Origin of the sequence: Gracilibacillus lacisalsi DSM 19029, from assembly GCF_000377765.1 — a bacterium.
Classification (GTDB): Bacteria; Bacillota; Bacilli; order Bacillales; family Amphibacillaceae; genus Gracilibacillus; species Gracilibacillus lacisalsi.
In genome coordinates this window covers 22,371-47,696 of sequence record NZ_KB898665.1, presented here as the reverse complement: position 1 = coordinate 47,696, position 25,326 = coordinate 22,371, and the positions used below count along the sequence as shown (strand labels likewise).

Genomic DNA, 25,326 nt, shown 5'->3' with positions numbered 1-25,326 from the left:
GATCAATAATCAATGAAAATAAATATGCAGCCAATAAACTGGCTGCATATTATTGCATTGAATCCTTGTAATTTTCCATAATTGCACTTGTTTGTTTTACAGAATGCTCTTGAAAATTTATTTGAGTTGTTCCGCTAACTCTAAAATAATTCCCTCCGGCCCACGAACGTAGCATAATTTATAAGCGTTTTTGTAGTTTTGTATTTCACCAACAAGTTCCGCACCATTCTTTTTTAATTTGGCAACAACAGCTTCAATATCTTCAACAGCAAATGCAATATGCCGTATCCCCAAGGTGTTTGCAGAAGATTGTTGAATTCCTTTCTCATCTGTCGGTGTATGGAATTTGACGAGTTCCACCGTTGATTGTCCTTCTGGCATCCCCAACATTACAACCGTCTCTTTAACGTCATTAAGCCCAATTATTCGTTCCACCCACTCGCCATTGACTTCTGTTTCCCCTAGTACTTCAAGTCCAAGGTCAAGAAAAAAGGCTTTAGTGGCAGGAAGATCATTTACAATTATACCCACATGATCTATTCTATGGATTTTCATAGCTTAAACCCCCTATTGGCCAAATTGTATCACATATGTTTCTTAGGAATTTCTCCTCGATTGCTTCATAGCCTTTCCTCTTTAATCAAAATTTGAATGATACAACTGAGGTTTAGAGGCTAAAAGAAAAACCCTGTATTAATACAGGGTTTTATCAAACTTTGAATTTTTCTTTATCCTTTCACAGACCCCATCATACCAGCAACAAAGTGTCTCTGCATGAGGAAGAATACAAGTGCCGTAGGGAGTGTTGCAATAACGATCGCTGTCATGATTACTCCATAGTCCGGTGTGTACCCTGCTCCAAGGTTGGAGATTAACAATGGTATAGTTTGCTTATTCGGAGATTGAAGCACAACTAATGGCCAAAGATAGTTATTCCAGCTATTCATAAATGCGATAATCGCTGCCGCCGCATACGTTGTTTTCATTGTCGGCATATAAATTCGGAAAAAGATACCCCATTCACTCAAACCATCAATTCTTCCTGCCTCTACCAACTCTCTCGCAAACATTTTCGTATTCTGTCTAAAGAAGAAAATGAAAAAGGCTGTAATAATCGTCGGTAGGAAAGCTGCTGCTAACGTATCCAAACCGATCAGCGGTGCATCAGCAGAAATCCTTCCAAACAAACGGTACAACGGAATCATAATCGCAGCAAAGGGAATCATCATCGATAAAACCAAAATATTAAAAACGATGTCTTTACCTTTTGATCGAAAAATTTCAAAACCATAACCAGCTAATGAGCCGATTAATAGTGTTAAAACCGTTGTAATAATGGCGATCACAAATGAATTCCATAAGGCTATACCAATTTGTGTCTGATCAAGGAGGTTTTTTAAGTTCTCAATAAAATGAGTACCAGGAATTAACCGCCCAGCTGTTACATCAACTGACTTGTTCGTCATACTTACTAACATCCATAAGAAAGGGAAAATAGACACAATTGCTGCAACACTTAAAAATAGATAAGTGAAAACTCGTTTTAACTTTTTCAATCTCGATCACCTGCCACTCTAAATTGAATAAAGGATAGGATGACAACTAAGATCAAAACGACGTATGAAACAGTAGCTGCATATCCAAAGTCTGGTGTATATTCAAAGGATAAGTTATAAATATACATGGAAATCGTCATAGTGGAGTTACCAGGTCCGCCACTTGTTATATTCATTACCTCATCAAACAATTGCAAAGTCCCAATGGTTGATACGATAGAAGTAAACAAAATGATTGGTTTTAATAGAGGTATTGTTATAAAGAAAAACTGTTGCATAGCAGACGCACCATCAATTTTGGCTGCTTCATACATGGATTTATCTACATTCTGCAGAGCAGATAGATAGAAAATCATATTGTAACCAGTCCATCTCCAAGTGATGGCTAAGATGATGGTTATTTTCGCCCAAAACGGATCAGACAACCATGCGATAGGAGACGAAATTATATTCATACTTAAGAGGAAATCGTTCACTAATCCATCATTACCGAATAAATATTTAAAAATAACCGCATATGCTACAAGGGAAGTAACAGCGGGTAGAAAGATCGCAGTACGAAAAAAGCCTTTGAATTTCAATGTAGGGTCATTTAATAACACGGAAAATACTAAAGCTAAAACAATCATTAAAGGGACTTGTACCAACAAGTATAATATGGTATTAGTTAAAGCAGTAATAAAAGTCGGGTCATTAAATAATCTTACATAGTTATCGAAACCAACGTATTCCAAGGTCGAGCCCATACCTGATTGCAAGGACAACAAAAATGCTTGAACCATTGGGTAAAAATAGAAAAGAGAAATTCCTAAGACAGATAAAATGATAAAAAGCCAACCGATATAATTCTTTCTCAATCGCTGAGTAAATGTTCTTTGATGTGTTGGACTAGAAGCTTGACTCATGATTATCCCCCTCCTCATAACGAGTTTTTTATACTACTATTCATAAGGGAAAAGAAAGCCTTGGGTAATAAGGGACGAGCTGATTCCCAAGGCTTTATTCTACTTATTTAAATTGATTTTCAGCTTGTGCTTGTGCATCTGATAGTACGTCTTCTAGACTTTTACCATCCAAGTATTGTTGAATTTCTGCTGATAAGATATCTTCAATACCGTACGTGTTCATTCCGTAATCAACTTGTGGAATTTCCTCCATCCATTGAGAGAAATCATATACTACTTGTTGATTATTAAAGAATTCATTTTCGAATTGGTATGCATCCCCTTCAGAAGCCGGAATGAATGTACCGATTGCTCCAATTTCTTGGACTAAGTCTTGATAGAATTCAACGTCAGAACCAAACGTTTCACCTAAGAATTCAGCGGCTTCTTCTTTTCCATCGATATTTAATACATAGAATGAACTACCACCTTGGTTTGATGCATTTACTGCACCTTCCATGTCTAAACGAGGTGTAGGTGCTACTCGCCACAGTCCTGCTTGTGATTCTTCAGCTTCAATACTAGGTGCAATCCAGTTACCAGCAGGAACAGATGCTACATCACCACTGTTAAATGCTGCTAAGTATTGACTCCAGTCAGAGTTTAATTTAACAACATCATTATCCATTAATTCTTTATAGTTTTCTAAAGCCATTTGTAATGGTTCATTACCTTCAAGTTGAATGGTTCCATCTTCTGTTGTGTACCATGTGCCTGTGCTTTGCATCATCACACGTAGAATGCCTAAATCATTAGGGTCAAGAGAAAGCATTGCTTGCCCAGTTTTGTCTTTTACATCTTTAGCAATTTCCACATATTCATTCCAAGTGATATCTACTAAATCATCATGTGTATATCCTGCTTCTTCAAGATAATCGGTACGATAGAAGAAACCTGTTACACCTGTATCAAATGGAAGCCCATATTGTTCGCCATCATAGCTTGTTGGAGCTAGCTTGTAGTCAGCAAAATCTTCTGTATTAAAATAATCACCTATCGGATAGAAAGCATCTGGATAAGATTGCAAAAAGCTTTGTGCACGTTGGTCTTCGATTAATACGATGTTTGGCATACCATTCATCGTTCCGGAACTTAAGCCGGTATTAAGTCGTTGTACAATATCATCTTGTGCATTTTCGATAATCTCCATATCGAAATCTTCATTATCATAATGTTCCAAAGCAAGTTCTAAAGCCGCAATATTAAAATTTACATCCCATGCCCATGCAGTGATGCCTTCAGCATTTCCTTCCGTTGTTTCATCGCCGCCATCTTCATCACCACCAGAGCATGCTGCTAACACCATAGCTGTTAAAATTGCCACGATTAACAACCAAAACTTTGCAGATAATTTTTCTCTCATTTTAAAAACCCCCTCAAGATTTTTGTAATTGTGAAATCGCTTCCAACGATGTAATGTAAGTGTAACAAAAAAAGACTAAAGACCTCTTGAAAGATCTTTAGCAAAAAATGAAACTATTTTTAGACTGAATGATTTCCATGACTTTTATTATGATTTATTTTAGATTTTGTAATTTTTTTAGGTAGACGGTTTTTGGATTATAATTCTCTAACAGGTAGCTTAATTTTTACTTTTGTTCCTTTTGCTGGCTCACTTTCTATTTCTACGCCGTAATCTTTTCCATACAATAATTGAATGCGCTCATGCACATTTTTTACTCCAATACCACTGAACAGTTGTCTTTTCTCTTTTGATTTGATGGTTTTGTTGTCTAACCGCTCTGGTATCATGCCATCGCCATTATCAATAATTTCACAGATAAGCGAATCTTCTTTTTGCGCAATTAATATTTGAATGAAACCAGTTTTTTTCTTTGTAAACGCATGAAAGAAAGCATTCTCGATAAAAGGTTGAATAACTAGCTTAGGTAAATAAAGATGCAGACAGTCAGGTGCTACCAAGTAATTGACCTGTATTCGATCACCGTATCTTGCTTGATTAATTTGCACATAATTTTTGAGGTTCTCTAATTCCTGTTCAACTGTTATCGTTTCCTCGATATTGCTTAAAGAGTTTTGAATTAAGGCAATAAAGGAATCAATGGTGTCAGCTGCTTTTTCTTTTTTCTCTTGTCGAATCATAAATTTAATGGAAGCTAATGTATTATAGATAAAATGCGGATTAATTTGGTGTTGCAAAGTTTCTAATTCTGCTTTTCTTTGTTTCTCTTGTGTATTCATCAAAATTTGAACATAATCCTGCAGTTCATTTAACATATAATTGAAAGCCTTTGCTATTTTTCTTGTTTCATATCCGCCTGTTTCCTTTAATGGTTTATTAAATTGATACCTGGCCATATCTGAAATTTGATGAACAAGTTGACTAATGGATACGGTCATCTTACGCAATATTAAGAAGGCAACAAGAACTGCCAAACTGACAATAGCAATGCTAATCAAGACAATTTCACTAGTATCGATGACATTTTCAGCAATGATTTCCTGATCAATCAAATTGACAAGATATATATCAAGGCTAGGTATATACTCGGAAAGGAGAATGTAGTTCTGACCAAAAATATCTACTCTTCGGTATTCTGAATTTTTATCTTCAAAACTCTTCGCATAGTCTAACAATTCGGGAGATGATTCCCCGATCATTTTTTCTTGGTTACTAGAAATAATTTGGCCGTTTGGTGAAACTAACATTACGTTATTTCCGGCCCCTGTATAACTTTCATAAAATTTCTTTAGGTCTCGTTCCGTCAGTGAAAAAAATAAATAACCATATATATAGTCTGATCGTAATTTTAAGGCTTTGGAAGCAATGATCATCGGAACACCATTGGTCACCTCTGAATCTTCGAATTGATACACGATGTCATTTGGGCTAGCTTCTACACGATCTATCATTTCATGATTAGCTAATTTTTCTCCATCAACTTGCCATTTAACGTATTTCATATTAAAAATGTCCTGATTGTTGCTCATAATAATCATATTAGCATCATTAGGATCTACTTCCGCATAAATTCGATCCATTTCTCTGGTCATATGATAATAGAAGATGGATTTGTCAATAGCATTTTCCTGCTCTTCCTGTAGCAATTGTTTGATTGTGCCATTTGTATCGACCTCTAGTGAGGCTGACACAATCGAATCCGTAAAAGAATTAAATCTTTCGGTGATTTGATTCATAATTTTAGAATTGGTGATGCTGAATGTATCGATAAATAAATTACTCGACATACGAATGCTGCTGTAGGTGATCGATAACGATACGGCGATGATACTGATTACCATGACTAAGAAAATCTTCATAAATAGATTATTTGTTTGTATAATACGGATTAACTTCTTCATTCAAACAGCCTCAATTCGTCGGTTTGTTTTCTTTGCGGTAAGTACTTGGCGATTTAGCCGTCAGCTTTTTAAATACTTTTGTGAAATAACTATGGTCAGAATATCCTACCGCTTCACTAACAGCCGATATAGGCATATCCGTTTCCTTCAACAATTTCCTCGCATTCTTGATACGAACATGATTCAAGTATTCACTAAACCCTTCGCGGTGATGTTTACTAAAATAGCTCGATAAATAGGAAGGATTAAAATGAAAATGATCAGCTAACGTACTCAATGTTAAATGACTGTCATAATGTTCCTCAATATAATCTAATAACAGCTGGATGTTGGAAGTTGTCTCGGTACTTGTAGGCCGTACTTTTTTCTCTACTTTTGCTAAAAATGTATCAAATATCGATATCGCTTCTCGTACATGAAAGGCTTCATTGATTTCTGAGAAATAGTGATATTTTTCTGCCTCGAGCTCTTCAATATCATACTTCATGTTTCCGAGTAGAACGATAATATTAAACATAATGTTTTCTAGCCATGATTTAAATTCAAAAACATCTGTTTCATATTGATTGGAGAGTAATCCTATATGTTCATTTAGATAGATAAAAGCTTCCTGGAATTGCTTGTGTTTAAATAAATATATCAGCTGATTCAAGTCAAATACTGCCTTTGTTTCTGCTGCTTCAGGCAAGTCATCGTAGAAAAGGAACGTGCGGTCCGGCAAATAAAAATGATATTGCTGTATGGTTAGATGGTTTGTCTCATACGTGTTTTTTAGTGTGTCGATAGTCTGAAAAGGTGTGCTGATAATCCATTTTAGACTCGATGAATCATCTTCCTTATCACATGCATAAATAGCATCTTTTACTTGTGGCAAATCATCGGAATTGAAATTAACGAGAAATAAGATACTATGCTCCTTTAATGGAATATGTTGCACTTTTACCTTTGAGAGCTGTTTCTCTAGTTGGTTTTTTATAGTAGTAATAGATAATGTACTAGTTTCTTTTTTATTCCAAAGCGCCTCAATAAGAGTGAACGTATCATATGTAAATTGTTTTCGTGCAAAATCCATTTCACGTATGGATTGATAGCCCTCTATGATCTTTTTGCATATTTCTCCCATTGATGATTGGCTATTGCTTACATTCGCTGCCTTTTTTTGCTTTTGAGTGACACGGTTTAAGGTATCTAATAACTCTTTTGTATTTAATTTTGGTTTCAGAATATAATCAGCTACACCGCTTTGAAACGTTTGTCTTACGTAATCAAAATCTTCAAAGCTGCTTAATACAATAACTTCTGTTTCAGGGTAGTTTTCTTTTACGTTCTTCACTAATTCAATGCCATCCATTCCTGGCATGACGATATCGGTAATCATAATATGGGGGTGGTATAATTCCATCAACTGTAGCGCTTCTTCACCATTTGAAGCTTCCCCAATAATTTTGTATCCTTCACTTTCCCATTCAATATAATTTATAATTCCTTGCCTTATTAGCATTTCATCATCGACAATCAGAACTTTATAAAATTCTTTCATTAATGCCAGAGTCCTCCTTTTGTAAGGATTTGATCATATCTTACCTATTTTCTATCATATCAGACAATAAAACATTGATCGATAACCGAAACAGAAAAGAAAGCCAACTCTACCTTTAGAAGTGATGTGTATAATTTATAAACTGTGAAGTAACTGGACATGGATTTTGTTCTCCTCCCGTACTCGTACTGCATTAAGAGATAATTTTGAAATATATCGTGATGATAACTACCACTCCGGCTGCCCACTTCCCTTTCCGTGGGGTTTGCCCTTCAGCTAACTTTTTCGAGCCAAAACCGCTCGAAAAAGTGGATCTTCAGGACAAACCATTCCCACAGGAGTGAAAGTGGGCGGCCTTCGTTAAGATATGCTCCACAACACTTATCCGTAATCAGCCAGTCGATTTCTCCACCATATGTAGCGTAGGGTACGACTATGCTAAAAGGGTTTTTACAGCTCGATAAGTACTGTAATTAAACAGAAAAGTTAGTTCCATGAGTTCATTTCTTTCTATAATCAGATAACAAAAATAGCGTAGGCAGAATACGGAGACTCCTGTGGGACAGCGAGAGCTGAAGATCCACTTGGTGAAGTGCCTTTCTTCACCAAGTTAGCTGAAGCTGAGCCCACGGAAAGCGCAGTATTCTGCCGGAGCGTATGTGAGCACTCATCATTAAGCAGGAATGGGAGAAAGCCTCACTTTTTCTCCTTTCATTACTTCGCAGTTTATATCTACTACGAATTAGATGAAAATGATAGTTGAGCGGATTCTTTTTAATCTTTGGGAAAAGCACGTATAATAATCTGTGAAAACGTAAACAAAGAAGGGGAAGGTGGCATCGGTATGACAAAGGTAGTGATTACAGGTGGGAGCGGTTTATTAGGACCGTCTGTTATTCAGGAATTTTTGGATCATGATTATGAGGTAGTTAATGTCGATCAAAAACACCCAGAAGATCCAAAATGTAAAACAATTATTACAGACTTAACCAATCTTGGTGAAGTGTACGGAGTGCTTGAAGGTGCAGATGCTGTCGTTCACTTAGCAGCAATACCGGTAGCGTATTCCCATCCAAATGAAGTAACATTTCAAAATAACGTCATGTCAACTTATAATATTTTAGAAGCAGCAGGTACACTAGGAATCCAAAAAGCAGTGATTACTTCTAGTGAATCATCCTATGGGCTTGTCTTTAGTAAACAAGACCTACAACCTTTATATGTACCTGTCGATGAGGAACATCCGCAAATGCCAGAGGATAGTTATGGTCTTTCTAAAATCGTTAACGAAAAAACAGCTGACATGATACATCAGCGTACAGGTATGCAAGTTGTATCGATGCGGGTAGGTAATGTTATTGCTCCACATATGTATGAGAATTTCCCGGCGTTTATACATAAACCCGAATTGCGTAAGCCGATTTTATGGAGTTATATCGATGCACGAGATGCTGGAGTAGCCTGTCGATTAGCAGTTGAAAAGGATGGGCTAGGAACAGTAACACTTAACCTTGCCGCTGACAACTCCAGTATGGATATCACAAGCAAAGAGCTGATGGAGAAGTACTTTCCTAATGTAGCCGATTTTCGTGAGCCGTTAGAGGGGTATGAAACTTTACTAAGTAATAAAAAAGCAAAAGAAGTGTTAGGTTGGCAGCCTGTTCATAACTGGCGTGATTATGTAAAAGCAAACAATCAATAAAGAGGAGAGATACTTTATGCAATATCGTCAATTTGGCAATACTGATATGAAAATAAGTGAGTTAAGCTTTGGTACTTGGGCAATAGGTGGTGCATGGGGCCAAACAAATGATGAAGAAGCATTAAATGGATTGGCAAGAGCAATGGATGCCGGGGTAAACTTCTTTGATACTGCTGATGTATATGGTGATGGTCATAGTGAGGAGTTACTTGCGAAAGCAACGAAAGGAAAAGAAGATAAGATTTATATCGCAACCAAATTTTGTCGAGCTGGAGATATTCATGATCCTGCTACATACTCAGAAGAATCTGTTACCAATTATGTAGAAAACAGTTTGCGTAGATTACAACGTGAACAATTAGACTTGATTCAAATTCATTGTCCACCAATTGAAATTATTCGAGATGGAGCGGTATTTGAGGTTTTGGATAAATTACAGCAACAAGGAAAAATTCGCCACTATGGTGTAAGTGTTGAGACAGTTGAAGAAGGATTGCTTGCAATGGAAAATCCGAATGTAGCAGCCTTACAAGTGATTTTTAACATGTTCCGTCAAAAGCCAATCACAGAATTATTCCCAGTTGCACAGGAGAAGAATATCGGTATATTAGCTCGAGTGCCGTTAGCAAGTGGGTTATTAACTGGTAAATTCTCGACAAATCACCAGTTCGAAGATGATGATCACCGTAAGTTTAATCAAAATGGTGAAGCATTTAATGTCGGAGAAACTTTTGCAGGTTTGTCTTTTACTAAAGGCGTAGAATTAAGTAAGCAATTAGAATGGATTGCAGAGGGAAGAGGCAATATGACAAGAGCAGCATTGAAATGGATCTTAAGCCATGAAGCCGTTTCTTCCGTGATTCCAGGTTTTAAAACAGTAAAACAAGTCGAAGATAACCTGGCAGCAGTTAACGTTCCCGCGTTCTCCGACCATGAGTTAGAAAAAATACGCAGCTTTTATAAAAATGAAGTACACGATCATATTCGCGGTCCCTATTAATACAATGAAGGTATGGAAGTTTTCCATACCTTTTCATATGTTAGGAAAGTAATAAAATTGGTGCCTGAAAAGTTTCTAATGCATATCTAAAGAGTGCACAAGCAGCAACTTCTTCGAAAATCCACAACAAATCTATTTTTCCTAATTTGACTATTCATAATGTGAACAGTAGTAAGGGTTTTTTCTAAAAAGCATCATACATAAAAGAGAGTTATAGAATGGAGGGGGAATATGGCAGATATTGCTTCCGTTATTTTATTGGCAATTGTATTGGTGATTTTAATTATTCCTGGGGCACTTATGATTTTATGGTTTTGGAAAGACCGAAACCAAAAAAGACACGCAGTCTTACGAAATTATCCACTCATAGGGAGAGTGCGTTATTTTCTGGAGAATATCGGACCTGAGCTAAGACAATACCTGTTCACCGAAGATGATACAGGGAAGCCATTTTCTAGAAAAGATTATCTCCATATAGTCATGCCGGCAAAGTATAAAAAAAGATTAGAAGGCTTTGGTTCGAAGCGGGATTTTGATCAACCAGGCTATTATATTAAAAACACGATGTTTCCAAAGTTGAAAGAAGAACTATCGATTGACCATGAACCAAAAGTGGATACCAAAATATATCACATTGATAAGGAGAATCTTTTTGCCAGAAAAGAACATCGTCAGGCACAGAAAGTATCCCCTTATTTGTTAGGAAGGGAGCATGAAATTGTAATTGGTCCGGAAACAGAAAATCCTTTTCATGTGCGAGGATTAATCGGTATGGCTGGAATGAGTTATGGTGCACTAGGTGAAAGGGCGATCACCGCACTTTCTATTGGACTTGGGCGAGCTGGTGGTACATGGATGAATACTGGAGAAGGTGGTCTATCCTCTTATCATCTAAAAGGGAATGTAGATTTAGTCTTGCAAATTGGCCCTGGTTTATACGGTGTGCGCACACCTGATGGAGAAATGTCTTGGGAACAACTAAAAAAGAAGGCTACTATTGATCAAATAAAAGCCTTTGAATTGAAGCTTGCCCAAGGTGCAAAGACACGTGGTGGACATCTTGAGGCGGAAAAAGTAACGGAAGAAATTGCTAGGGATCGAGGTATTGTGCCATTTCAATCGAATGACAGTCCGAATCGGTTCCAGCAATTTTCAGATGTTCATGGTTTGCTAGATTTTGTTGAACAAATACGTGAGGTAACTGAAAAACCAGTTGGCATAAAAATAGTTGTCGGACAAGAGAAGGATGTTTACCAATTAGCAGAAGCTATGAAAGAAACAGGTAAGAAACCAGATTTTATTTCTGTCGATGGGGGAGAAGGTGGAACAGGAGCTACTTTCCAGGAGCTAACAGATAGTGTCGGGCTTCCGATTAAGTCAGCGATTCCGATCCTTCATAATGCATTAGTTCAGGCAGGAGTTCGTGATCGAGTGAAAATTATTGCATCAGGTAAATTGTTTACACCGGATCGAATTGCTTTTGCTTTAGCACTAGGGGCAGATTTAGTCCAGGTTGCGAGAGCCTTTATGATCACAACAGGATGTATTATGGCACAAGTTTGTCATACGAATCATTGTCCTGTAGGTGTAGCAACAACCGATCCGAAGCTGCAAAGGGGTTTGGATATAGAAGAGAAATCTTATCGCGTAACGAATTATGTGATATCGATTAGAGAAGGGCTTTATAATATAGCGGCAGCGGCAGGTTTAGAATCCCCAACACAATTAAGAGAAAAGCATGTTGCATATAAAGATCTGTATGATGTAGTATACGAGAATCATTTAATGACCAATAAATAATGTGGTATACTTATTAAAGTATATTAAGAAAGTTGGGGGAAGAAGATGCAACGTGGTAGCTTTCAATGGATGAAATCAATCAATAAATCTATTATTTTAAATAAAATTCGGACAGCAGGCACTATTTCACGCGCACAAATTGCTAAAGAGACCCAATTAACACCACCAACTGTTGGAAGCATTGTAAAAGAACTGTTGGAACAAGGACTAATTAAAGAAAGTCAGCTCGGTATTTCACAGGGTGGAAGAAAACCAACGATGTTAGTGCTTAATACGAATGGTTTCCATATCATTGGCATTGACGTAGGTCCAAGTGATATTCGTTTTATTATTTCAGACTTGGCTGGGGAAATCGTGGATGAAGTAGAACAAGAAATAGCAGAAGCATTAACTAACGATAGTTTTCTAAACATGCTTACTAGTGGCGTTAAACAATTAATAACGAAGCAGTCTTCCTTACAATATATCGGGATTGGTGTGGCGATGCATGGTGTTGTAGACTCTGAGCAAGGCATTTCAATCTTTGCACCTAATTTAAACTTAAGACATATACCAATCAAAGATCATTTAGAAGCAGCATTTGAGATGGATGTAAAAGTTGAAAATGATGCGAAAGCATTAGCTTTAGGAGAAGCATGGTTTGAGAATCAAATGGCTAACAAAAGTATGATTGCGGTAAATGTCGGACGAGGTATCGGTGCCGGTCTTGTAATTGATGGCAAGTTATATAGTGGAGAACATGGCATTGCTGGTGAAATTGGCCATATGACAGTTGATTTATATGGTAAAAAGTGTTCATGTGGAAACGAAGGTTGTCTACAAACGGTTGCTTCAGGGCCTGCCATTGCAGAGAAAGCAATCGAATTATTAGAGCAAGGTAATGCAAGCAGCTTATCGGAGTATCGTGGAACGATAACAGCGGAAGTAGTACATCAAGCGGCGATCGAGGGAGATCGATTAGCCCAGGATGTGTTAACGGAAGCGGGAACTTATTTAGGAATTGCACTGACCAATTTAATACACGTTTGTAACCCTAGTATCATTATTATTGGCGGCGGGGTTTCAAATGCTGACTCCTATATTCTGGACCCAGTTATTGACACGATTAAAACAAGAGCGATCTCAGAAAGAGCACAGACAACGCCAATCTATCTATCTAAATTGGGAGAATATGGTTCTTCACTCGGGGCAGTCGCGCTAATTTTAAGTGAATTGTTTGAGCCGGTAGTAGAGTAGGAGTATTCATTATTACTATTTTACTTTATAATGGTGGTTGAAATGGACTATTTGTGAAGAAAGTTGTGATAAAGTGGCTGAGAAAAAACGATTTACTTTTTCCGTTTCTGAAAACCCTTTACCCTTATATATTGAGAGTATTGGTTATAATCCTTATGAATTGGACTTTAATCGGCAAGAAGGATATCCCTATTATCATTGGTTACAAACGGTGAAAGGTGAGGGAATCATTGAGCTAGCCAATCAATCTTTTTCTTTACCACCAGGCAAAGGTATTTTGTTAACGCCATATACACCTCATCAATATTATTCTGATCACGAAGCGAATGTACATTGGGAAACGTATTATATTACCTTTACAGGAGCAGCGATAGATCCTATTTTAAATGCGTTAGATATGAATTATTCAGCTTTCTATGAGGAAAATGAAAATATTTCTTTTAATAGACACATGGAGAAAATTATCGGGAAACTAGAAGAGTTTCAAGATCCGCATCATTTAGCACATGAAATTTCAGCAGATCTCTATCAATTCTTAATGCGATTGAAAAAATATGGTCAAATGAATAATAAACTATCAGTTTTGCAATCATTTGAAAAAATAAGAGGTATTGTTGAGTGGTTGGAACAAGTCTATCCACAAGACATTGGTTTATTAGAAATGTCGGAAAAAGCACAAGTTAGTTCTCAACATTTAAATACGATGTTTCATGATACTTTCGGTATTAGCCCTTATTCTTTTCTTGTACAATTACGGATCAGAGAGGCCAAACGCATCTTGATCACTACACCGGATTTATCTTTGAAAGAGATTGCCAAACAAGTTGGGTTTAATGGCGTCAGCCACTTTGTTACAACATTTAAAAAGCGCGAAGGTGTCACACCTTCCACTTACCGGAACCTGCATCAATAATGGTGCAGGATTTGTTTGTATCAAATATTTGCAACTCAGTCTTTTGTTGATCTCAAACTTCATATTGTTTTGCCAATGAACAGACCAACTGTTTGATTAACTCTACAAGTTCAACAGGTGAGGTCGCCTCTGCATCAACTCCACTGAGCTTACGGCAGAAGTATATTCTCCCTTTGCCATTAGAATCTCACTATTTTCATTTACTGTTAATATAGAAAGAAAATATAAAAACAGCGCAATGACCTTGTTAAACCAGTCGCAACGTTTGTAATCGGGCGCTCTGCGCTTTTCTCATACCCTCATCGAATAACTTATCTCTGGTTATAATTTTGTGTTTCATTATATGAAAGTAATATAGAATAATTTGATATATAAATCGTTATGAAATCGCTTTATAATTAATTTTGTAGAGATAATTAAATTAATTTATTAAGGAGGTCATGAAGTTGTTAAAACAGAAAACTTTATGGGGTTTATTATTGATGGTAGCATTCGTACTTTTACTTGCGGCATGTGCTCCAGAACGTGAAGGTGCTGAAGAAACTACTGGTAATGGTGAAGAGGCTGACGGAACAGAAGGTACAGAAGAATCAGAAGAGGCAGATAAGCCAGAAGAGCTAGTTGTCTGGATAAATGACGAAGATATTGCTGAAGATGTTTCAACTGAAATGTTTGATAGGTATACCGAAGAAACAGGAATTGAAATTTCTTATCGAAGAGTGGCAATGCCTGACCAGGTAGAGGAATTAGCATTAGCTGGTCCTACTGGTGATGGTCCGGATTTATTCTTCCAACCTCAAGATCGTTTAGGCGATGTTATCGCCCAAGGTTTAGCATTACCAATCAACTATACAGAGGAAGAAATGAATGGGTTTACAGACGTAGCAATTGATGCATTTACTTACGATGGGGATGTTTATGGTGCTCCAGTGGCAGTAGAAACGTATTTTGCTTTTTATAACAAAGACATTATCGAAAGTGCACCAGAAACTATTGATGAAGTATTAGAAATGTCTAAAGAAGTAACTGACGCTAGCAATGATCAATATGGCTTCTTAGTATCACCGGAATTTTATTACTTGTACTCATTTATGAATGCTTATGGTGGATATGTATTTGGTGAAGAAGATGGTGTATATGATCCAAGTGATATCGGATTAGATAATGAAGGGGCTATTGAAGGTTTAACAAAATATCAAGAATTTCTTAATGAGGGCTTAATTCCAAAAACATTAACTGTAGATGTATTAGATGGTCTATTCACAGAAGGAAAAGTTGGAATGGTATTTAGCGGGCCGTGGAACATGCCGATCTATAAAGAAGCACTAGGTGACAGCGTTGCAACAGCACCACTTCCAGCAATGAATGGGGAAACAGCTCCATCCTTTATCGGGGTAAAATCATGGTTAGTGTCATACTATAGTGATCACCCTGAATGGGCAGAAGATTTAGCTAAGTTTATGACCAACGATGAAAATTCTCAAGTTTATTATGATGTAACTGGTGAATTACCACCAAGACCAGAAATTTTGGATGCAGTAGATGATCCGATGTATGCAGGGTATACAGAACAAGTACCGCATGGTACACCGATGCCTAACATCCCTCAAATGGCACAAGTTTGGGATATGGATGTTGCGATTGAATTGATTAATAACAATGCAGATGTCGAAGAAGCTTTAACGGATACTGTACAAAATATTAAAGATAATATGGACGTTTCTGGTGGTTTATCAGCAGATGAATAAACAGCTAGAGTGGGAAAGTTCTGCTTTTCCACTCTCCATTTGTACTAATTATAGAAAGAGGTGGTATTTATGCCCCAACACCAAGAACAGAAGAAACTAACCAATAATCAAAAAAAGTTCAATCCAAACGTAGCAATGGTACTTTCCATCTTACTTGCAGGTTTAGGTCAAATCTATAACAAGCGCTATATGAAGGGAATTTCTTTTGTTATTTTGGAAATTGCCTTTATCCTAGCGACTTTTGATTTTCTTTGGTTAGGACTTTGGGGAATTATTACATTAGGAACGATTCCTGGTGTCGATCATTCGATTTATTTGCTCGTTTATGGGATTGTTTCCTTAATTTTAATTACTTTCGCGATAATGTTATATATCTTTAATGTGCGGGATGCAAGAAAACAGGCGATTTTATTAAATAATGGCTGGCAGCCTCCAACTTTTAAACAAGCAATTAAAAATAGCTATGATAAGGCATTCCCATATATTATGACAGCACCTGGATTAGTGCTGCTGATTTTCACTGTTGTTTTTCCACTTTTATTTGCAGTTGCATTAGCCTTTACAAACTATGACCTTTACAATTCTCCGCCGAGAAATTTAGTAGAGTGGATAGGTTTCAATAATTTTAAAGATTTAGCAACCGTACCGATTTGGCAAAATACGTTTATTAGTGTATTTAGCTGGACTATAATCTGGACTGTTGTTGCTACTTCCTTCCAGATTGTAGTTGGTTTGATTTTAGCTGTATTAGTAAATGATAAGCGGGTGAAATTTAAGAAAACGATTCGTACAATTCTGATTTTACCATGGGCAGTGCCAGGGTTTGTTTCGATATTAATTTTTGCGGCTATGTTTAATGATGAATTTGGTGCGATAAACCGCGATATTATTATACCGTTAATTGGTGGCAATGGACTACCATGGTTAACGGATCCAACCTATACCAAAATTGTATTGATCATGATCCAAACTTGGTTAGGATATCCATTCGTATTTGCACTTTTCTCAGGGGTGCTACAAAGTATCTCATCTGAATGGTATGAAGCAGCCGAAGTGGATGGTGCAACACGTCTCCAGAAATTCAGAAATATTACCTTGCCTCACGTGTTGTTTGCAACAGCACCATTATTAATCATTCAATATACGACGAATTTTAATAACTTTAATATTATTTATCTCTTTAATGAAGGTGGACCAGCTGTACAAGGACAAAATGCAGGTGGTACCGATATCTTGATTTCATGGGTATATAAATTAACGTTTGATACGAACAATTACAGCATGGCTGCTGCGATTTCCTTAATCATTGGTTTAATCGTTTCGGTATTTGCCTTTTTCCAATTCAGACGTACCAATTCATTTAAAGAGGAGGGGAATATTTAATGAGTCCAAAATTAAAATCAGCACTGGAGTTAACCGGTATATATGCTATTTTTGTGTTTATGACAGTGATTATCCTTTACCCAATTGTTTGGGCTATTGGTATGTCATTAAACCCTGGACAGAGTCTCTACTCCTCTTCCATTATTCCAGAAAACTGGTCGTTAGAGCATTATAAATGGTTGTTTACCGACCCGAGAAGTAATTATGTAACATGGTATAAGAACAGTATGATTGTTTCAGGCTGCGCTGCCCTGTTCTCTGTCATTATGACGTCGGTTGTCGCATTTTCATTTTCTAGGTATAAATTCGTTGGGAGAACTTCTGCGTTATATACCTTTTTAATATTGCAGATGTTCCCGGTTATGATGGCGATGGTAGCTTTGTATATTTTCTTACACTTAGTAGGATTACTGGATTCATTAACAGGCTTAATCCTGATATATGTAGGAAGTCAAATTCCATTTAATGCATGGCTTGTAAAAGGTTACTTAGATACGATCCCAAGAGAGTTAGATGAAGCCGCTCGAATTGATGGAGCAGGTCATTTTACGGTGTTTTGGCGAATAGTATTACCATTGGCAAAACCAATTCTAGCCGTTGTTGCGTTATTTAACTTTATGACACCTTTATTTGACTTTATTTTACCTTCTATCGTATTGAACAGTCCGGAGAATTACACGATTGCGTTAGGGTTATTTAACTTTATAAATGATCAATTCTCTAACAATTTTACAAGATTTACCGCTGGTGCCATTTTAATCGCGATACCGGTAGCTGTTGTTTATTTGTTCTTACAACGTTATTTAATATCTGGTTTAACAGCAGGTGGTACAAAAGGATAATCATCAATTTTGGGGGATTCATATATGACACAAAAAGAGTTTATTAAGGGTGTCGACTTGTCATTTGTCGATGAAGTAGAAACAGAAGGTGGACAGTATTATGAGAATGGTAAAGCCGTCGATGTGATGGAAATATTGCACCGTGCAAGAGTTAATGCTGTTCGTTTACGACTATGGCATACACCCACTGGGGGATATTGTAATATAGATAGAACGTTAAAAATGGCCAAAAGAATAAAAGCTTACAATATGGAATTTTTGTTAGATTTTCATTACTCTGACTATTGGGCAGACCCGGGCAAGCAGACAAAGCCAAAAGCCTGGGAGAATCTAAGCTTCGAAGAGCTTGTCGAAGCTGTATATAGTTATACAAAAGAAGTTATCGAAGCATTTAAGCAAGAAGATGTAACACCAGACATGGTTCAGATTGGTAACGAGATTACGAACGGTATGTTGTGGGAAGACGGAAAGATTTATAAAGAAGAACGATCAAGGAAAGTTGAGAATTGGGCCGGAATTATTCCGCTTATTAAAGCAGGACTTGATGGTGTGCAAGCTGCCACAAAGGACGATGACCAGATAAAAACAATGATTCATATTGACCGAGGAGGAGATAATCCAGGCTCACGTAAATTCTACGATCAAATGGAAAAGTATCAGCTTGAATATGATGTGATCGGTCTCTCCTATTATCCTTGGTGGCATGGTCCATATGAAGATTTTGAAGCAAATATGGAAGATATCGCAATTCGTTATCAGAAAGAAATAATAGTAGTGGAAGTTGCTTATCCTTGGATTGTGCCAGATGAAATTCCAGAGGTAGATGAAGCACCGGATTTTCGTGAACATCTTGTACCGGGATACCCTGCCACTGTAAAGGGCCAAAGAGCCTATTTGGAGAAGTTAATGGAAACAGTAAAACAAATACCAGATAATCTAGGTAAAGGCATTTATTATTGGGAACCTTGTTGGATTCCTTCCAAACAGGAATGGTCAGTTGGCCATGAAAATAATTGGTCTCATTTGACCTTATTTGATTATGAAGGCAATAAATTAATGGGACTAGATGCATTTTCTAATGAAAAATCAACAAGAAGGAGTTAGATGATAGGATGAAATTTAACCCGGTAAGCGACAAAATACCAAAAATGCTCCATGGTGCAGATTATAATCCTGAGCAATGGGAGAAATACCCAGAAGTGTTAGCAGAAGATATTCGCTTAATGAAGCTTGCTAACTGTAACGTGATGTCGGTTGGGATCTTTTCCTGGGCGAAATTAGAACCTGAAGAAGGAAGATTTACGTTTGAGTGGATGGATAAATTACTTGATACTTTTCACGAAAATGGCATTTATGCTTTTCTAGCGACCCCGAGTGGTGCAAGACCGGCATGGATGTCAGAAAAGTATCCAGAAGTATTACGAGTTGGGGCTAACCGTGTACGAAATCTGCACGGAATGCGCCATAATCACTGCTTTACATCACCTGTATATCGAGAAAAAGTAGAAATAATGAATAGTAAATTGGCAGAACGCTATGCTGATCACCCAGCAGTAATCGGCTGGCATGTGTCCAACGAATATGGCGGGGAGTGCCATTGTGATTATTGTCAAGATGCGTTTCGTGAATGGCTCAAGAAAAAGTATCAAACATTAGATGCATTAAATGATGCATGGTGGACAACGTTTTGGAGTCATACTTATTCGAGTTGGTCTCAAGTGGAATCTCCTGCACCACACGGAGAAACAATGGTTCATGGTCAAAACCTTGATTGGAAACGTTTTGTCACGGATCAAACATTAAATTTTTATCGTCATGAAGTAAAGCCATTAAAAGCAGTTAAACCTGATATGCCAGCAACAGCAAACTTTATGGAAACATTTGAAGGATTAAACTACGCAAAATTTGCTGATGATATCGATGTGATCTCATGGGATTCTTATCCTACATGGCATGATCAGCAAGACGAATCCTACCTTGCTGCTTATACAGCGATGAACCATGACTGGTTCCGTTCTTTAAAAGATGGCAAGCCATTTTTATTAATGGAGAGCACGCCAAGTTTAACGAATTGGCAGCCGATCAGTAAGCTGAAAAAGCCAGGTATGCATGTTTTATCATCATTACAAGCGGTAGCACATGGCTCTGATTCCGTCCAATACTTCCAATGGCGTAAAAGCCGTGGCTCCAGTGAGAAGTTCCACGGTGCGGTAGTCGACCATGCAGGGCATGAGCATACTCGTGTCTTCCAAGAGGTGAAAGAGCTTGGCGATGGCCTAGCTAAATTAGATGAAGTAGTAGGGACAACGGTTGATGCAGAAGTGGCAATTATCTTTGATACCGAAAATCGTTGGGCAGTCAAAGATGCCCAAGGACCACGTAATGCGGGTGTTCATTATGAACGTACCGTGACAGAACATTACCAGGCATTTTGGGAGCAAGGTATCGCCGTTGATGTCATCGATTCGGAGAAAGATCTTTCTAAATACAAATTAGTTGTTGCACCAATGCTTTATATGGTCAGACCTGGAGTCGGTGAAAATATTGAAAAATTTGTCCAAAATGGCGGGACTTTTGTTACGACTTACTGGTCTGGGATTGTCGATGAAAATGACCTTTGTTTCCTTGGTGGCTTCCCAGGTCCATTACGTAAAACGTTAGGAATCTGGTCTGAAGAAATCGATGGTTTATATGATGGCGAAACTAATCGCATTAAAGTAGTAGGCAATAATGAATTAGACTTGCGTGGTGAATTTGAAGCAAAAGAATTGTGTGATTTAATTCATTTAGAAGGCGCGGAAGCATTAGCACAGTATGGCAGTGATTTTTATGCAGGAAGACCTGCACTTACGGTGAATCAACTTGGTGATGGAAAAGCCTATTATATTGCTTCGAGAAATGATCAGGCATTCCATCGTGCTTTTTTTGAAAAATTAGTAGATCAGCTATCATTGAAACGAGCGACTGGTGGTTTATTACCAAAAGACGTTAGTGCTCAGGTTCGTACAGATGGTACAAACGAATTCTTGTTCTTAATGAACTTTTCAAATCAGATAAAAGATATTAACTTGAGTGGTCAGACTTATCGAGATTTGATAACAGATAACGAAGTGTCAGAAATCGTTTCGTTAGCAGGATTCGGTGTCAAAGTGATGAAAAAATTATAAATAAGGTGAAAGTAAAAGGTATTCCCGCATCAGGAATGCCTTTTTTACTTATAAGGAAAGTGGACAGCCGGAGTGGTGGTAAGGCAGTTCAAATATTTCAAAATGGATGCTAGAGAAATGGTTAACCTTTAGCTTTTTATTCATAAGGGCTGAGCGAATTTTGTTCAGTTTTTCTTATAAGATAGGAAAGTAAAAATTTTGCACAGATGTCTAGCTCCGAGCGCCCAAAAACTAGGCGCCTTCTATGATAAGTCATCATCGGTTCGGGAAACTCACCGTGATTCCTTTATCTCAATTGATGCGGTCCACATAGTGTTAATGCCACCCTGAAAGTTAGTTACTAAGGGAATTTCTTATGGACAAAATTTCGTTATCAGTACAAATTTTGTCTGTAAGAATTGATCTTACGGACAGTTTATCGTAAATTGGCAAATTATTGTCCTTAAGAAATGATCTTATAGACTAATTTTATTCATTCACCCTTTTTTTGTCCGTAAGAACATTTTTCGGTCTATTTATTGGGTGAATTTCACTTGACGAATCTGCAAGTATGTATGTAAGATAAAGTTATTCCATATAAAAGAATAACGTTCCATAATACGAAACAGATTAAAAGGAGAAGTAATTATGTCCCAAGTTCAATCAGTTGAACGAACGCTTTCTATTTTAGAAATATTATCAGCATATCCGGAAGGTTTAAGTATCGCGAATCTATCCAAGGAATTATCACTAGCAAAAAGCACCGTACATCGCCTGTTAAGCACATTAATGACAAATGGCTATGTACAACAAGATGAACAGTCAGGTCATTATAGACTTGGTATTCAATGTCTCGTTTTAGCGAGTTCCTTGTTAAATCAACTGGATATCCGAAAAGTTGCGAAAGAAGCATTACACAATTTAGCTAAAAGCTCAGGTGAAGTAGTGCACCTTTGTATTCATGATCATAATGAAGTCGTTTACATCGATAAAGTGGAAAGTGACCAAACATTAAGAATGTATTCCCAAATTGGAAGAAGAGCATTAATGCATTGTACAGGGGTAGGAAAAGCACTACTTTCAGGTTTCACAGAAGAGCAAATAGATCATTTAATTGCAGAAAAAAGACTAGCGAAATTTACAGAGACCACGATTACCAATAAAGTCAATCTGCAAAAAGAATTAAGGGAAATTCGAGATAGAGGATATGCAATCGATGAACAGGAACATGAAAAAGGTATTCGTTGTATTGCAGCTCCGATTTATGATCATGATGGTAATGTTGTTGCTGCTATCAGTATTGCAGGACCTGCTGATCGAGTAACAAACGAAAGGATTAAAGAGGATTTAGCACAAGCTATTTTAACGCAAAGTAAACAGATATCCGCAAAATTAGGTTATATAAAAAACTAGCTGAAAGGTGTGTTGGAGAGTGAAAATTACCAATATCGAAACATTTGTTGTAGCACCAAGATGGTGTTTTGTCAAAGTGGAAACAGATGAAGGTATTGCAGGTTGGGGAGAGCCTGTAGTTGAGGGAAAGGCAGCAACAGTGGAAGCAGCAGTACTTGAATTGGCTGACTTTCTCATAGGAAAGGACCCTCTAAAAATTGAGGACCACTGGAATGTGATGTACCGCGCTAGTTTTTACCGTGGTGGTCCGATTTTAATGAGTGCGATTGCTGGCCTTGATCAAGCATTATGGGATATTAAAGGGAAATACTTTAATGCTCCAGCCTATCAACTGTTAGGTGGTGCCTGTCGTGACTCGATTCGTGTTTATTCCTGGATTGGCGGGGATCGCCCGAGTGATGTAGGAGCAGCTGCCAAAAAAGTAGTGGAAGCAGGTTTTACTGCTGTAAAAATGAATGGAACAGAAGAACTACAATATGTAGACAGTTATGAAAAAATTGATAGCGTTATCGAACGAATTGCATCTGTACGTGAGGCGGTCGGAGATTATATCGGTATCGGTATTGACTTTCATGGGCGTGTTCATAAACCAATGGCTAAAATATTGGCAAAAGAACTGGAGCCATTTCGTCCGATGTTTATCGAAGAGCCCGTTTTGCCAGAAAATAATGAAGCATTAGCAGAAATAGCGAAACATACAAGCATTCCGATTGCGACTGGTGAGAGAATGTATTCTCGTTGGGATTTTAAACCGTTATTTGAATCCGGTTACGCAGATATTATTCAGCCAGATTTATCTCATGCAGGCGGAATTACTGAAGTGAAAAAGATTGCTTCGATGGCAGAAGCGTATGATATTGCTGTTGCACCACATTGTCCACTAGGTCCAATTGCTTTAGCTGCTTGTTTACAAATGGATGCAACCGCTCACAATGCGTTTATTCAGGAACAAAGTCTAGGCATTCATTATAACCAAGGGAATGATTTACTAGATTATATTACAGACAAAACCGTATTTGATTACCAAGACGGACACGTCAAAATTCCTCAAGGACCAGGTCTTGGTATTGAAATCAATGAAGAAAAAGTAAAGGAAATGGCAAAAGAAGGACAAAGATGGCGAAATCCTGTGTGGCGTCATCAAGATGGAACGGTAGCAGAATGGTAAGGAGGGATCTGATGGATGTTGTAACAATAGGGGAATCAATGGCTCTTTTTACACCTGATACAACAGGGAAAATGCGCTATGCTTCGCAATTTTCTCGTAAATTTGCTGGAGCAGAAACAAATGTCGCAATCGGTGTTACACGTCTTGGCTTACAAGCTGGGTGGATAAGTCGCGTAGGTAATGATGAATTAGGAAAAGCACTTATTTCTTTTGTTCGAGGAGAAGGAGTAGATATTTCTCAAGTGAAAAAAGATACGCAAGCACAGACAGGTCTCTATTTTAAAGAACTAAGAAGTGAACAAGATGTCCGTGTCTATTACTATCGTGCTGGCTCTGCTGCCAGTAAATTAAGTCCAACCGATATCAATGAAGATTATATTGCCAGTGCAAAGTATCTTCATTTAACTGGTATTACACCAGCATTGAGTGAAAGCTGCTATCAGGCAGTCAAACAAGCGATTGAATACGCTAAGAAACATAACATAACGATTATATTTGATCCAAATATTCGCGAGAAATTATGGGGATCGAAAGAAAAAGCAAGACAAGTGTTATTAGAAATTGCAGCGGAAGCCGATATTGTTCTACCTGGAGTAAGTGAAGCAGCGTATTTATTTGGTCAACATGAACTTGAGCAGTATGGTAGTTTTTTTCTTGAAAACGGTGCGGAGGTTGTCATCCTTAAACAAGGTAGTAAAGGAGCCTCTTTTTTTACAAAAGAGGAACAGACTTTTGTTCCTGGTTATCCGATCGAACGTGTCGTTGACCCCATTGGCGCAGGGGATGGATTTGCCGCAGGAGTGATTTCTGGACTACTGGAAAAACTACCGCTTGAAAAGACGCTAGCCAGGGCTAATGCCATAGGTGCAATGGTAACGATGGTGAATGGTGATGTAGAAGGATTGCCCGATATCGAAGAAATGGAACGGTTTGTTCACGATACAAAAGAAGATGTGAGCAGGTAATACGAAAGGAGTTCATGGTTAATGGATGTCTTGCAAAGTATATATCAACATAAATTAGTCGCAATACTTCGCGGAGTACCATCAGAACATATTCTTGATGTAGCACATGCACTTCATCAAGGAGGAATTAGAGCATTAGAGATTACGGTCGATACGCCGAATGTGTTAGATGCTATAGAACAGCTAAGTAAAGAATTTGAGCAAGAGCTGATCATTGGTGCGGGAACCGTTTTAGATCCGGAAACAGCTAGGGCAGCAATTATGGCAGGTTCGCAATTCATTTTTTCTCCAACCGTTGACATAGATACGATTAAGTTAACGAAAAGGTACGGTATTGTAAGTATTCCGGGAGCTATGACTCCAACAGAAATTTTAACCGCCTATGAAAATGGCGCGGATCTTATCAAAGTTTTTCCTGCAACAGTGTTAGGGCCAACCTATATCAAAGACATAAAAGGACCATTACCACATATTCCGCTAATGCCGACAGGTGGGGTTAACCTTGATAATATATCTGCTTATTTTCAGGCAGGAGCAGTGGCAGCAGGTTTAGGCAGTTCCTTAGTGAAAAAACAACAGACATATTCTAAAGAAGATTTAAGAACGTTAACACAAAGAGCAAAACAATTTATGGCAAAAGTTTAGA

20 protein-coding genes are annotated in these 25,326 nt (G+C 37.7%); 14 read left to right on the top strand and 6 right to left on the bottom strand.

The annotated features are described in order from the left end of the window. Positions 1-117: 117 nt before the first annotated feature. The 6 genes from D569_RS0107050 to D569_RS0107025 form a co-directional block, all read right to left on the bottom strand. The gene (locus tag D569_RS0107050) at positions 118-555 is read right to left on the bottom strand and encodes a VOC family protein (RefSeq protein ID WP_018931707.1); all 438 of its coding nucleotides are present in this window, start codon (positions 553-555) and stop codon (positions 118-120) included. 173 nt (positions 556-728) lie between these two features. Next, entirely contained in the window at positions 729-1,556 is an 828-nt protein-coding gene (locus tag D569_RS0107045; protein ID WP_018931706.1) for a carbohydrate ABC transporter permease, read from the bottom strand. After that, positions 1,553-2,461 (bottom strand): carbohydrate ABC transporter permease, encoded by a 909-nt coding sequence (locus D569_RS0107040; protein WP_018931705.1) that lies wholly within the window; start codon positions 2,459-2,461, stop codon positions 1,553-1,555. Before D569_RS0107040 ends, D569_RS0107045 begins: the two co-directional genes overlap by 4 nt. A 103-nt stretch (positions 2,462-2,564) precedes the next feature. Continuing rightward, positions 2,565-3,863: an ABC transporter substrate-binding protein gene (locus D569_RS0107035; protein ID WP_018931704.1), complete on the bottom strand. Its 1,299-nt coding sequence runs from the start codon at positions 3,861-3,863 to the stop codon at positions 2,565-2,567. 197 nt (positions 3,864-4,060) lie between these two features. Next, positions 4,061-5,824, bottom strand: coding sequence for a cache domain-containing sensor histidine kinase (locus D569_RS0107030; protein ID WP_018931703.1), 1,764 nt, complete (start codon positions 5,822-5,824; stop codon positions 4,061-4,063). 10 nt (positions 5,825-5,834) lie between these two features. Beyond that, on the bottom strand, positions 5,835-7,364 hold the full coding sequence (locus D569_RS0107025) for a response regulator transcription factor (RefSeq protein ID WP_018931702.1): 1,530 nt from the start codon (positions 7,362-7,364) through the stop codon (positions 5,835-5,837). 844 nt (positions 7,365-8,208) lie between these two features. Between D569_RS0107025 and D569_RS0107020 the strand changes: the two genes are divergently transcribed. The 14 genes from D569_RS0107020 to D569_RS0106955 all read left to right on the top strand — a co-directional run bounded on the left by D569_RS0107020 (position 8,209) and on the right by D569_RS0106955 (position 25,325). Continuing rightward, entirely contained in the window at positions 8,209-9,066 is an 858-nt protein-coding gene (locus tag D569_RS0107020; RefSeq protein WP_018931701.1) for an NAD-dependent epimerase/dehydratase family protein, read from the top strand. 16 nt (positions 9,067-9,082) lie between these two features. Then, the gene (locus tag D569_RS0107015; protein ID WP_018931700.1) at positions 9,083-10,066 is read left to right on the top strand and encodes an aldo/keto reductase; all 984 of its coding nucleotides are present in this window, start codon (positions 9,083-9,085) and stop codon (positions 10,064-10,066) included. A 231-nt stretch (positions 10,067-10,297) separates the two neighbouring features. Then, entirely contained in the window at positions 10,298-11,866 is a 1,569-nt protein-coding gene (locus D569_RS0107010; protein ID WP_018931699.1) for an FMN-binding glutamate synthase family protein, read from the top strand. Positions 11,867-11,911: 45 nt separating this feature from the next. Then, positions 11,912-13,102 carry an ROK family transcriptional regulator gene (locus tag D569_RS0107005; RefSeq protein WP_018931698.1) on the top strand — a complete coding sequence of 397 codons (1,191 nt, stop codon included), beginning with the start codon at positions 11,912-11,914 and terminating at the stop codon, positions 13,100-13,102. Positions 13,103-13,139: 37 nt separating this feature from the next. Next, positions 13,140-14,015, top strand: coding sequence for an AraC family transcriptional regulator (locus D569_RS0107000; protein ID WP_018931697.1), 876 nt, complete (start codon positions 13,140-13,142; stop codon positions 14,013-14,015). Between the two features lie 440 nt (positions 14,016-14,455). Next, a complete protein-coding gene (locus tag D569_RS0106995) occupies positions 14,456-15,763 on the top strand; it encodes a sugar ABC transporter substrate-binding protein (RefSeq protein ID WP_033404738.1) in 1,308 nt (435 codons plus the stop codon). A 69-nt stretch (positions 15,764-15,832) separates the two neighbouring features. Further along, the gene (locus tag D569_RS0106990) at positions 15,833-17,146 is read left to right on the top strand and encodes a carbohydrate ABC transporter permease (RefSeq protein WP_018931695.1); all 1,314 of its coding nucleotides are present in this window, start codon (positions 15,833-15,835) and stop codon (positions 17,144-17,146) included. Beyond that, positions 17,146-17,988, top strand: a complete 843-nt coding sequence (locus D569_RS0106985) for a sugar ABC transporter permease (RefSeq protein ID WP_018931694.1) — start codon at positions 17,146-17,148, stop codon at positions 17,986-17,988. Before D569_RS0106990 ends, D569_RS0106985 begins: the two co-directional genes overlap by 1 nt. A 24-nt stretch (positions 17,989-18,012) precedes the next feature. Then, on the top strand, positions 18,013-19,092 hold the full coding sequence (locus D569_RS0106980; RefSeq protein ID WP_018931693.1) for a glycoside hydrolase family 53 protein: 1,080 nt from the start codon (positions 18,013-18,015) through the stop codon (positions 19,090-19,092). 8 nt (positions 19,093-19,100) lie between these two features. Beyond that, complete coding sequence (locus tag D569_RS0106975) at positions 19,101-21,155, top strand: beta-galactosidase (protein WP_018931692.1); 2,055 nt, start codon at positions 19,101-19,103, stop codon at positions 21,153-21,155. Between the two features lie 627 nt (positions 21,156-21,782). Continuing rightward, complete coding sequence (locus tag D569_RS0106970; RefSeq protein ID WP_018931691.1) at positions 21,783-22,547, top strand: IclR family transcriptional regulator; 765 nt, start codon at positions 21,783-21,785, stop codon at positions 22,545-22,547. Positions 22,548-22,566: 19 nt separating this feature from the next. Beyond that, entirely contained in the window at positions 22,567-23,715 is a 1,149-nt protein-coding gene (gene dgoD / locus D569_RS0106965) for a galactonate dehydratase (protein WP_018931690.1), read from the top strand. An 11-nt stretch (positions 23,716-23,726) separates the two neighbouring features. Further along, on the top strand, positions 23,727-24,680 hold the full coding sequence (locus D569_RS0106960) for a sugar kinase (RefSeq protein WP_018931689.1): 954 nt from the start codon (positions 23,727-23,729) through the stop codon (positions 24,678-24,680). Between the two features lie 21 nt (positions 24,681-24,701). Then, the gene (locus D569_RS0106955; RefSeq protein WP_018931688.1) at positions 24,702-25,325 is read left to right on the top strand and encodes a bifunctional 4-hydroxy-2-oxoglutarate aldolase/2-dehydro-3-deoxy-phosphogluconate aldolase; all 624 of its coding nucleotides are present in this window, start codon (positions 24,702-24,704) and stop codon (positions 25,323-25,325) included. Position 25,326 lies beyond the last annotated feature (1 nt).

Bases quoted from the DNA above. Each gene is read 5' to 3' on its own strand.
- D569_RS0107010 (WP_018931699.1), top strand. From the start codon at position 10,298: ATGGCAGATATTGCTTCCGTTATTTTATTGGCAATTGTATTGGTGATT.
- D569_RS0107005 (WP_018931698.1), top strand. From the start codon at position 11,912: ATGCAACGTGGTAGCTTTCAATGGATGAAATCAATCAATAAATCTATT.
- D569_RS0107020 (WP_018931701.1), top strand. From the start codon at position 8,209: ATGACAAAGGTAGTGATTACAGGTGGGAGCGGTTTATTAGGACCGTCT.
- D569_RS0106970 (WP_018931691.1), top strand. From the start codon at position 21,783: ATGTCCCAAGTTCAATCAGTTGAACGAACGCTTTCTATTTTAGAAATA.
- D569_RS0107015 (WP_018931700.1), top strand. From the start codon at position 9,083: ATGCAATATCGTCAATTTGGCAATACTGATATGAAAATAAGTGAGTTA.
- D569_RS0107050 (WP_018931707.1), bottom strand. From the start codon at position 555: ATGAAAATCCATAGAATAGATCATGTGGGTATAATTGTAAATGATCTT.
- D569_RS0107040 (WP_018931705.1), bottom strand. From the start codon at position 2,461: ATGAGTCAAGCTTCTAGTCCAACACATCAAAGAACATTTACTCAGCGA.
- D569_RS0106995 (WP_033404738.1), top strand. From the start codon at position 14,456: ATGAAGTTGTTAAAACAGAAAACTTTATGGGGTTTATTATTGATGGTA.
- D569_RS0106985 (WP_018931694.1), top strand. From the start codon at position 17,146: ATGAGTCCAAAATTAAAATCAGCACTGGAGTTAACCGGTATATATGCT.
- D569_RS0106980 (WP_018931693.1), top strand. From the start codon at position 18,013: ATGACACAAAAAGAGTTTATTAAGGGTGTCGACTTGTCATTTGTCGAT.
- D569_RS0107030 (WP_018931703.1), bottom strand. From the start codon at position 5,824: ATGAAGAAGTTAATCCGTATTATACAAACAAATAATCTATTTATGAAG.
- D569_RS0106955 (WP_018931688.1), top strand. From the start codon at position 24,702: ATGGATGTCTTGCAAAGTATATATCAACATAAATTAGTCGCAATACTT.
- D569_RS0106990 (WP_018931695.1), top strand. From the start codon at position 15,833: ATGCCCCAACACCAAGAACAGAAGAAACTAACCAATAATCAAAAAAAG.
- D569_RS0106975 (WP_018931692.1), top strand. From the start codon at position 19,101: ATGAAATTTAACCCGGTAAGCGACAAAATACCAAAAATGCTCCATGGT.
- D569_RS0107035 (WP_018931704.1), bottom strand. From the start codon at position 3,863: ATGAGAGAAAAATTATCTGCAAAGTTTTGGTTGTTAATCGTGGCAATT.
- D569_RS0107025 (WP_018931702.1), bottom strand. From the start codon at position 7,364: ATGAAAGAATTTTATAAAGTTCTGATTGTCGATGATGAAATGCTAATA.
- D569_RS0106960 (WP_018931689.1), top strand. From the start codon at position 23,727: ATGGATGTTGTAACAATAGGGGAATCAATGGCTCTTTTTACACCTGAT.